General features: G+C 64.3%; 6 protein-coding genes. 3 read left to right on the plus strand and 3 right to left on the minus strand.

The window, feature by feature from the left end; genetic code table 11:
- The 3 genes from OXT71_12460 to OXT71_12470 all read left to right on the plus strand — a co-directional run.
- On the plus strand, positions 1–720 hold a 720-nt coding region (locus OXT71_12460; GenBank protein ID MDE2927203.1), incomplete at its 5' end, for an alpha/beta hydrolase.
- A 538-nt stretch (positions 721–1,258) separates the two neighbouring features.
- Positions 1,259–2,734, plus strand: coding sequence for a hypothetical protein (locus OXT71_12465; protein ID MDE2927204.1), 1,476 nt, complete (start codon positions 1,259–1,261; stop codon positions 2,732–2,734).
- Positions 2,735–2,904: 170 nt separating this feature from the next.
- Positions 2,905–3,183, plus strand: coding sequence for a hypothetical protein (locus tag OXT71_12470; protein ID MDE2927205.1), 279 nt, complete (start codon positions 2,905–2,907; stop codon positions 3,181–3,183).
- A gap of 141 nt (positions 3,184–3,324) precedes the next feature.
- Here the strand turns inward: OXT71_12470 and OXT71_12475 are convergent, their stop codons facing one another.
- The 3 genes from OXT71_12475 to OXT71_12485 all read right to left on the minus strand — a co-directional run.
- Positions 3,325–4,977, minus strand: coding sequence for an amidase (locus tag OXT71_12475; GenBank protein ID MDE2927206.1), 1,653 nt, complete (start codon positions 4,975–4,977; stop codon positions 3,325–3,327).
- 23 nt (positions 4,978–5,000) lie between these two features.
- Positions 5,001–7,163 carry a beta-galactosidase gene (locus tag OXT71_12480; GenBank protein MDE2927207.1) on the minus strand — a complete coding sequence of 721 codons (2,163 nt, stop codon included), beginning with the start codon at positions 7,161–7,163 and terminating at the stop codon, positions 5,001–5,003.
- A gap of 309 nt (positions 7,164–7,472) precedes the next feature.
- A partial coding sequence (locus OXT71_12485; protein ID MDE2927208.1) for a CusA/CzcA family heavy metal efflux RND transporter occupies positions 7,473–10,115 on the minus strand: 2,643 nt, incomplete at its 5' end.

A 10,115-nucleotide genomic window follows, 5' to 3' on the forward strand; every position in this document is an offset into this window, starting at 1 on the left:
TTCGATCTCGTGCTCTACGACCTCAGGAACCACGGCTGGAATGCTCCCGGGCCGTTGCACAGCCACCATGTGCCCACACTCATCGATGACCACCTGCGCATCCAGGATGCCATCGAGCAGGGATTCGGGAAGAAGCCGCAGGCCGGCGTGTTCCATTCTCTCTCGGGCCTGGTCTCGCTGCTGTCCCCCTCGCGAGGGGGAGAGTTCGTGGCCCGCGTTCTCTTCGATCCGCCGCTGTGCGAATTCGGCCCTGCCCGGGAGGAGTGTCCCGACGTGGCAAGGCGGGCGGCTGCGATGACGCTTGCGCGCACGGCCCGGTACCCGACCCGCGCGGACTTCGCGGAGGTGCTTCATTACATGCCCGCCTTCCAGTACGTCGTCCCCGGCGTCCGCCGCCTCATGGCCCGGACGACGCTGCGCCGAAGCCCGGACGGGGACGGCTACATTCTTCGTTGTCCCCGCGAATATGAGGCCCGGATCTACAGGTACGGCGGACAGTATGCGGCGTTGATCGACTTTGGGGCACTCGCCTGCCCGACGATGGTCATGGGGGCCGACCCCGCCATCCCGTACACCTATTTCCCGACTACCGAACTCCATCATATCCCGACCGTGGACTACGCCTATCTGCCCGGAGGGACGCACCTACTGCAACTGGAGCAGCCGGAGGCGAGCGCGGCGGCGACGCTGGACTATTTGAAGGCAAGCGGCCTTTTCTGACCATGTCAATTCCGAGTAATCGATGACCGCGCAGACCAGTTGATCCAGCGCGTGGTTCAGGAAGTTGTGGGACCTGGTTGTGGGGGGCGTGAGTTGGATCGCCTGACCCCGCTCGCCCGGGAAAAATGACTCCCAAAAACCGACTGTCCCCTTCAAACAAAAAAGGGAAAAGAGACTGTCCCTTCTAATAGAAGAGACACTTGCGGCTGCCCATTGTCCCACGCGAAGAGGAGCCTATACGGCAGTCGGGCGGACTTCGGGTGGGTGGCGCACATATGTTGCTTGCTCGAAGGCGTAGGCCAGTTGGATGAGCTTTCCTTCGCTCCAAGCACAAACTGAAAGGGACTGTATCGATTTCCAGGTTTCGCCAGGGTCAACGATCCGGTTACGAGACTGAGAGCGACGCAGATGACGGCGAAGCGGGATCTTTTTCGCTTTGGGACAGGTGCGGCCATTTTTTCCTCCCCGTATCATGCTGGGGGTCTCAAGCGCGTAAGAGAATCGGGAATTGCAATTGAACGTGAGGGGGAATCCTGAAATGCAACGAGCGATAGGTGCGACCGTATTGGTTCTGGTGTCATTCGGGCAGGTCCCGGCGGGAGCGGATTCCGCTTCTCCGCTCAAGATCGGTTCCCGGCTGGAACTGTTCGTGGACGACTACGTCATCGAGTCCATGGACGGAGTTCGCCTCCGGCTTCAGACGCCACAGCCGGCGGGCATCGTCATGAATCACGACAAGCCCTGGGAAGGCACCACCAGTACCTTCCACACGGTCTTCCAGGACGGAGACCTCTTCCGCATGTACTACCGGGGGAGCAGCCACGCCGGATATACGATCCAGTCGCTGATGAAACCGGGCGAGAAGCCTATTCCCGAACATGAGCAGGTGGCCTGCTACGCCGAGAGCCGGGACGGCATCCACTGGACCCGTCCCTCTCTGGGGCTGATTGAGTTCGAAGGGTCCAAGGACAACAACATCGTCTGGAGCGGAAAACGGGCCGGGGGCCACAACTTCTCCCCCTTCAAGGACGGTAATCCCGATGCTCCCGATTCGCAGCGATACAAGGCGGTGGGCTCGGGCTACATCGACGGCAAACCGGTCCTGCTGGGCTTCGTTTCTCCCGACGGAATCCACTGGAGCAAGGTCCGGGACGAGCCCATCATCACCGACGGAAAATTCGATTCCCTGAACGTGGTCTTCTGGGATTCGGTGCGGCAGCTTTACTCGGCCATCTACCGAATCGGTCAGGACGGTGTCCGAACCATCAAGTTCTCTCATTCCCGGAACTTCGTCGACTGGCCGCCGGGCACGTATGCCGACTACGGAGACACTCCCCGGGAACAGCTCTACACCAACGCCACCCGGCCTTATTTCAGGGCGCCGCACATCTACCTGGCCTTTCCCAAGCGTTTCGTTCTGTGGAGGACGTTTCACCCCGACGTCTCCAGTTCAGGCGTATCGGAAGGTGTCTTCATGAGCAGCCGGGACGGAGTGCACTGGGACCGGCGCTTCATGGAGGCTTTCGTGCGGCCGGGGCGGGATCCCAAGAGCTGGGTCCATCGCACCAACATGATCGCGGCCGGAGTGCTGCCCACTGCCAACGATGAGATATCGATCTACGTGGCCCGCCATTACACCTCTCCCAGCGCCCACTTGGAGCGGATGGTCCTGCGCACCGACGGTTTTGCGTCCGCTTCTGCCGGCTACGGCGGCGGGGAGTTGCTGACCAAGCCCCTCGTCTTCCAGGGGAACAATCTGGTCCTCAATTTCGCCACGTCGGCCGCCGGAAGCATTCACCTGGAGATTCAGGATGCCGATGGCAATCCGCTTCCGGGCTTTGCCTTGGAGGAATCGCCTCTGATCTGGGGGGATGAAATCGAGCACACCGTCCGCTGGGAGCGTTCGCATTCCCGGGCCACCACTGACGAGCCCCTGAGACGGATCTCCGGGAAACCGGTGCGGCTCCGCTTCGTCATGAAAGACGCCGACCTGTTCTCGCTGAAGTTCAGGTAAGCCGGCGAGTCCGGTCCGTTAGAGGGGAATAGGAACTGCCCGGGACGATCCGGAAGACATCGTTCATCCGCAGGTCGCTTCCCGAAATTCTGTTGGCAGCCGTCCTGGCGGCGATCGGTGGAGCCTGCGCACGGCCGAATGGAAACCAATCGGCAAAGGAAACCGGAGACTTGCAGACACGGAAAGGACCGGTCCGTACCCCTCCGGACGCCGGCCAACACTCGTCGCCGCTCCGGATCGCCGCCATCGTGACCACCTTCTTTCCCAACAGCCACGCGGGGGTCATCGTCGACAAATTCCTGCAAGGAGCCAGGAGGCCGACAGGTACCCGGCCGAAGGGAGCAAGCGTCGGCGATTGGATCGTCCACGAGCCCGGCGCCACGCCAGCCGCCGAACCCATTCCCATCTCGCGCGACGGAACCGTCCGCCGACCCCGTCCCACGAATTAGGAGGGGGGACTGTTAGTCCCCCTCTTCGTCCCCTGGGAGGGGGGACTTGTAGTCCCCCTCTTCATTGGCGCTCCGGAATCGGCGGTTACAAACCCCCGCCCCCAGGGGGCTACATTCCCATGCCCCTACTCAAAGGGGCAATTAAACGGCAGCCGGACGAAACTGCGGGGCCCGGCGCGCCTGCGTGGCCTGCTCGAACGCGTACGCCAGCCGGATGAGCTTTCCTTCGCTCCAGGCACGCCCGAAAAAAGAGATCCCCACCGGAAGGCCGTGGACGAACCCCGCAGGAACGGTAACGTTGGGATAGCCCGACACCGCCGCGCCGCCGGAACTGCCCCCTCCGTAGCTGTCGCCATTCACTAGGTCGGTGACCCAAGCCGGACCACCGGTGGGCGCCAGCAGGGCGTCCAACCGATGCTCGTCCATCACCCGGTCGATTCCCTCTTCTCGGCTCAGGCGATGGTTCCGAGCCAGGGCGTCCCGGTATCTCTTGTCGGTCAGGGGTCCCTTCGCCTGGGCCTGAATGAAATGTTCCTGGCCGAAGTAGGGCATCTCCCGATCCGCATTCTCTTCGTTGAACCGGATGAGATCCTTCAGTGACGTGACCCGCCGCGACCCTCCCAGTCCGGCCAGATAGGCGTTCAGCCCGGCCTTGAACTCGTAGTACATGACCTCACGCTCCGACTCGCTCCACCGTCCCCAAGTCGGAATGTCTACGGGATCGACGACCACCGATCCCTGGGTCCGCATGGCCGCCACCGCCTCTTCTACGATGCGGTCCACGTCCGGATGAAAGCCCAGAAGCCGGCGGACCAGTCCGACTCGGGCTCCGCGAAGCCCGGAAGGGTCCAGAAACCGGCTGTAGTCGGCGTGCGACCGTCCCTGGCTCGCCGGCGTGTGGGGGTCGGCGGGGTCGACTCCGGTCAGGGCTCCCAGGACCGCCACGGCGTCCGCCACCGTCCGCGCCATGGGTCCGGCCGTATCCTGGCTCTGGGAAATGGGAATGATCCCGGTCCGGCTGACCAGCCCCACCGTCGGTTTGATGCCCACGATCCCGTTGGCCGTCGAAGGACAGACGATGGACCCGTCGGTCTCGGTTCCGATGGCGGCGGAGCAGAGGTTGGCCGACGCCGCCACTCCAGACCCCGAGCTGGACCCGCAGGGATTGCGGTTCAGGGCGTAGGGATTCCGGGTGAGGCCGCCGCGTCCGCTCCAGCCGCTGGTGGAGCGGGTGGAGCGGAAGTTGGCCCACTCGCTGAGGTTGGTCTTCCCCAGCAGGACCGCCCCCGCTTCCCGGAGCTTACTGGCCACGAACGAGTCCCGTTGCGCAACGGAACCCTCGAGCGCCAGCGAACCGGCGGTGGTCGTCATCCGGTCGGCCGTGTCGATGTTGTCCTTGATCAGGATGGGAATGCCGTGCAGCGGTCCTCGCGCACCGGACTCCCGCCGTTCCCGATCCAGGGAATCGGCGATGGCGAGGGCCTCAGGATTGACCTCGATGACGGAACGGAGCGACGGACCCCGGCCATCGATCTCCTCGATGCGGAGCAGGTATTTCTCGGCAATGGAGCGAGCCGTCTCCTGTCCCGAGTCCATCCTTCGCTGGAGATCCAGGATGGAGACCTCGTCCAGCTCGAAGGGAGCGACGGATGGAGGATTCGCCCGGGTCTCCTGAGGAGGTTCCGTCCGGCATGCGGCGGGCGCCGCCGCGGCGGCTGTCCCAATTGCACCGGCGCCGATGAACTCGCGGCGATTCAGGCTGGAAGGAGATTCCGTTTCGGGATCGGATGGCATGGATTCTTCCCCAAAGGGTATCGCTAGCTGAGATGCAGGACCCTCACCTCCTGGCGCGGAACCTGGACGTTGAACCGCCCTTCCCGCACCGGCACGGCCTGCCCGCCGATCAGATCCTGAACCTTCGAGAAGCTCCACTTGGGCGCCAGTTCGGTTTCGGCGGCCTGTGGCTCCACGTTGAAGAGGAACATCAGCACCCCATCCTCCCTGGCCTGGGCCAGTTGCACGATGATCCGATCGCCCTCCGAGCGGACCGGGGAATCGACGCCCAATGACTGCACCAGCGGAACCAGCAACTTGCCTCTCACGGAATTCTCGAATCCTTCCCAAAGCGAAATGGTGATCCAGGTGAAGCGCCGGCCGGAGGTCTGAATCCCGACCACCTCATCGCCGTACCAGGCGATCGCCCGGGCCGGATCCGACACCTGCAGTCCGATGAAGTTGCACTCCCGGCCGATGGCAAGCTCGTCCCCTTCCAGCCGCAAGTGATTCGTCCGGTCGCGGATTTCCTTGGCCGTGATCCGGCTGTGGTCCAGGGTCTTGACGCCCAACAGCTCGGACAAACCCTCGGGCGGATCGAAACTGAAGCGGCCGTTTTCGGCGTTGGTTCCGAACGGTCCGTCGGCCACCAGGCGGGGACCCTCGCCACCACTGACGATGCGCCTGATCTTCGCCACCAGCTCCTCATCGAGGACGGCCGTCCGGGGGAGATAGACCAGCTTGTAGCCGTCCCAATCCATGCGGGGACTGACCACGTCCACGGGGATGTTGTGCTCCCACAGCGTCCGGTAGGTGCCTCTGAGGCTCTCTCGATAGTCCGTTCCGGCCTTGCCGAACCGGTGCAGCAGGTCGCTCTTCTCGTGGTAGACGATGGCCATCTCGGCTCTGGGCACCCGGAGCGGAAGGTGGGGCCGCACCCGCTCCATCTGCCGGATCGTTTTTTCCGCCGCTTCCAGCCGCGGCAGCCGCACGCCGCCCAGAGAGACCAGGTTCAGACCCGGAGCCTCGAAGCTCATGTACTCGGGACGGTACTGCCAGAACAGGGCGCCGGAGCCTCCCCGCGCCAGCGCCAGCCACATGTTGACGCTGATCTCCTCGGGAGTCGTCTGCCGTTTATGGTGTATGCCGCCCGGGTTCATCCCGGCGTAGATCTCCTCGTACCACCAGCGGCCGCCGGTACCGATGCTGCGCGACCAGTCCGTGGCGAAACAGGTCTCGGCGAAACGGTAGGGGTCGTCGCCACTGAGAAAGTCGTTGCTGCGGGAGGAGAACCCCCACGAATCGAACTCCCGGGCGCTGATCTCGTCCCAGATTCGAGGAAAGTACGCCCCGTGTCCCCGGACCTCGTGACGGTCGTCCAGGCTCCGGACCACTTCCACCTGCCACCGGACCTGGTCCCGCAGGTCTTCGTTCTGGAATTCCTGCCACAACATCATCTCGACGATGGCCGAATTGGACCGGGCCGGCTCCACGTCCGCCCAGTCCCGGTAGCGGCGGTGCAGCTTCCGGTTGAGTTGATCCAGGCTGAAACGCCGCTTCAGCCAGTCGCGGTAGGCGGCGATGGAGTGCTGGCAATAGCAGCCCTTGGGAAACCCGTAGTGCGCGGCCGCCGGCGCCACCCCGTCCCAGACGCTCCACATGATCAGGTTCGGCGCGTCCTTGTAGCGGTCCACGACCGTTTTCAGAATGGCGCCTCCATACTCCCGCCACTTGGGGTGGTCGTAGCAGTGCCACTGACGGCCCTGGGGCGCGGCGTTTCCGGCCCGGGGCACCGCGACCACTCCCTCGCTCGACACCACACGCATATCGGGATGACGGCGCCTCATCCACTCGGGCGCGGCGCCATGGGTGGCCAGCGTCATGTCGAACCAGACCAGGAGGTCGTGCTTATGCGCCAGCTCGAAAAGCCGGTCGAAGTCGTCCAGCTCGTATTTCCCGGGCTGAGGCTCCATCCAGTTCCAGTAGGAGAAGGTCCGGACGATGCGCAGGCCGGCGCGCCGGATGTCGGCGAAATCCTGGTCCCAGAACTCTTGGGGAGGCATGGGCGCCCGGTAGTACTCGACTCCGAGCAGGAACTCCTCGGACAAGCCGGGGCGCTGCTCCCGAGCCGCCGGTGCGGAAACCGCGGGCCAGGTCCCCGCGGTCATGGCCGTACCAGAGAGGGCGAGGAATTTTCTGCGATTCATGGAAAATGCTCCCTCAGAAGAAGGTACGCACAAGGCGTGCCCCTAAAATTATCCAAGGAGTATACCGCCGTGGGTACCTCTCCCTCTGCAGCGCCAGCGTCCTGCAGGGGGTTTTCCAACCCCCGCAACGAGGAAGAGGAAGACGGGGGGACTAACAGTCCCCCCCTTCTGAAAAAGAGGCGGGGCGATTACCCATCGCCCACGTTGCGCGTTTGTTCACAGACACTCCGGAAGTCGGCGGTTAGGAAACCGCCGCTCCTATCCTTTTTCTACCGGCATTTCGCCGGGCATGGGCCGGTGGGGAAGCTCCTATTTCCGGGGCAGGAACCAACTGTATAGAGCCGGCAGCAACAGCAGCGTCAGGATGGTGGAGCTGGCCAGTCCGCCGATCACCACGGTGGCCAGCGGACGCTGCACTTCGGCGCCGGTGGAAGTTGCCAGCGCCATGGGCAGGAACCCCAGGCTGGCCACCAGCGATGTCATCAGAACCGGGCGCAGCCGCGTCACGGCGCCTTCGACGATGGCTTGGCGCAGCGGACGGCCCCGTTCCAACAGGGAGTTGGTCGTCGAAACCATCACCAGGCCGTCCAGAACCGCCACGCCGAACACCGCGATGAACCCGATCGATGCCGAAACATTCAAGTTCATTTCCCGCAGCCACAGCGCGGCAATCCCGCCGACGGTGGCGAACGGAACGATGAGCAGCACCAGAAACGATTGTTTGGCGGATCGGAACGTGAGGTACAACAGCATGAAGATCACCAGCAGGACCGCCGGCAGGACCAGCATCAGCCGCTGCATGGCCCGCTGTTGGTTCTCGAACTGGCCGCCCCAGGTGATGTAGTAGCCGGTCGCCAGGTCCACGTCCGTTTGGATCCGGCGTTGGGCCTCGGCCACGAAGCTGCCCATGTCGCGCCCGCGGACGTTGCACTGCACCACGATCCGGCGCTGGCTGTCTTCGCGGTGGACGACTTCCGGCCCGCTGGCGCGGCGAATACGGGCCACACGGTCCAACGGGACCTGCTCGCCCTCCGGCGCCGCCAGCAGAATGCTGCCGAGGGCCTCCCGGTCCCTGCGATAGGTCTCAGGCAACCGGACGGCGACCTGGAACCGGCGGCGGCCGTCGATGAGTTCCGTCACCCCCTTGCCGCCCACCGCGGCCTGCACCACGTCGCGCACGTCGGAAACATTCAGGCCGTAGCGCGCCAGTTCGTCCCGGTCCACCACCACCTGCCACTCGGCCGCGCCGGAAAAGACCTGTTTCTGCGCGTCGGCGGCGCCGCGCACCTGCCCGATCACCCGCAGCACCTCGTCGGCCGTGCGGTCGAGCACTTCCTCGTCGGGCCCGAAAATCTTGACGGCGACGTCCGCCTCCACGCCGGAAATGGTCTCGTCCAGGCGCATCGCCATGGGTTGCGTGAAGTTGTAGACGACGCCCGGAATCTTCGACAGTTCCGCCGCCATGGCTTCCAGCAGTCCTTCCTTGGTGTCGGCCGTCCTCCATTGCTCGCGCGGCTTCAGGTCGACGTAGAGGTCGGTTTCGTAGATCCCCATGGCCTCGGTGGCGAGGTCGGGCCGGCCCGTCTTGCCGACCGTCCCCGTCACCTCCGGGAACTCCAGCAAGGTCTTTTCGGCTTTGAGCCCGATGTCCACCGATTCGGACAAGGAGATGCTGGGAAGCCGAAGGATCTGAACCAGCACGGACCCCTCATCCAGGCGAGGCATGAATTCGGTTCCGATAAAACGCAGTGAGCCCAGGGGAGCGGCGACGAGCAGAAATCCGCCGGAAACCACCAGCACCCGGTGGTCGAGCGCGAAGTTCACGACGCGCCCGTAGACCGCCCGCGCGCGGTCCATGACCGGCTCCCTGGATTTCTTCGGCCGGCGGCCCAGCAGCAGGCGGGACGCGGCCGGCAGCAATGCCAGGGTCAAGACCAGCGAGCCCAGCAACGCCGCGCACACGGTGAAGGCCATGGGACGGTACATGCGGCCTTCGAGCCCCTGCAGACTCAGGATCGGGACGTAAACCGCGATGATGATGCCGACCCCCGTCAGGATCGGGCGGGACACCTGGTGAGCCGCCGAGCGCACCAGCTCGACGCTCTCGGCTCCGGTCAGCGGCACGTCGGGGTCGGGACGTCCCTTCAGGCGCCGCACGTGGTTCTCGATCATGATCACGGCGCCGTCGACAATCATGCCGAAGTCGATGGCTCCCAGGCTCATGAGATTGGCGGTGATGCCGAACCATCGCATTCCGATGAAGGCAAAGAGCATGGACAGGGGAATCACGGCCGCCACGAGCAGCGCGGCGCGAAAATTACCGAGAAACAGGAACAGAATCGCCACCACCAACGCTCCACCAAGGATCAGATTTTGGCGGACCGTGCCGATCGTCCCGTCGATCACCACCGACTGGTCGTAGAACGGAACGATGTTCACGCCCTCGGGAAGCGAACGGCGAACTCCTTCCAGCGCCTCCTTGACCCGCTCGATGACCGTCTTGCTGTTCTGGCCCCGGAGCATGATCACCGTGCCCGAGACGGTCTCCCCCTTGCCGTCGCGCGTCACCGCCCCTTGACGAGGGAAATGCCCAACCTTGACCTCGGCGACGTCACGCAGGTAGACCGCGGTTCCTTCATGGGCCTCCAGGACGATGGTCTCCAAGTCCCGCTCGCTCCCGACGCGGCCCAACCCGCGCACGGTGTACTGCTCGGAGGCGTGCTCCACGAACCCGCCGCCGAAGTTGTCGTTGTTGTCCCGAACCCGCTCGAACACGTCACGGAGCGTCAGCCCGTGCGCACGCAGCCGATAGGGATCCACCTCGATCTCGTACTGCCGCGTGTAGCCGCCCCAGGTGCTGATGTCGGCCACGCCCGGCACGGCCCGCAGTTGGTACTTGATCTCCCAGTCGTGGAGCGTCTTCAGCTCCATGGCGCTGTAGCCTTCCCCTTC

Source organism: Acidobacteriota bacterium, assembly GCA_028874215.1.
GTDB lineage: Bacteria > Acidobacteriota > UBA6911 > RPQK01 > JAJDTT01 > JAJDTT01.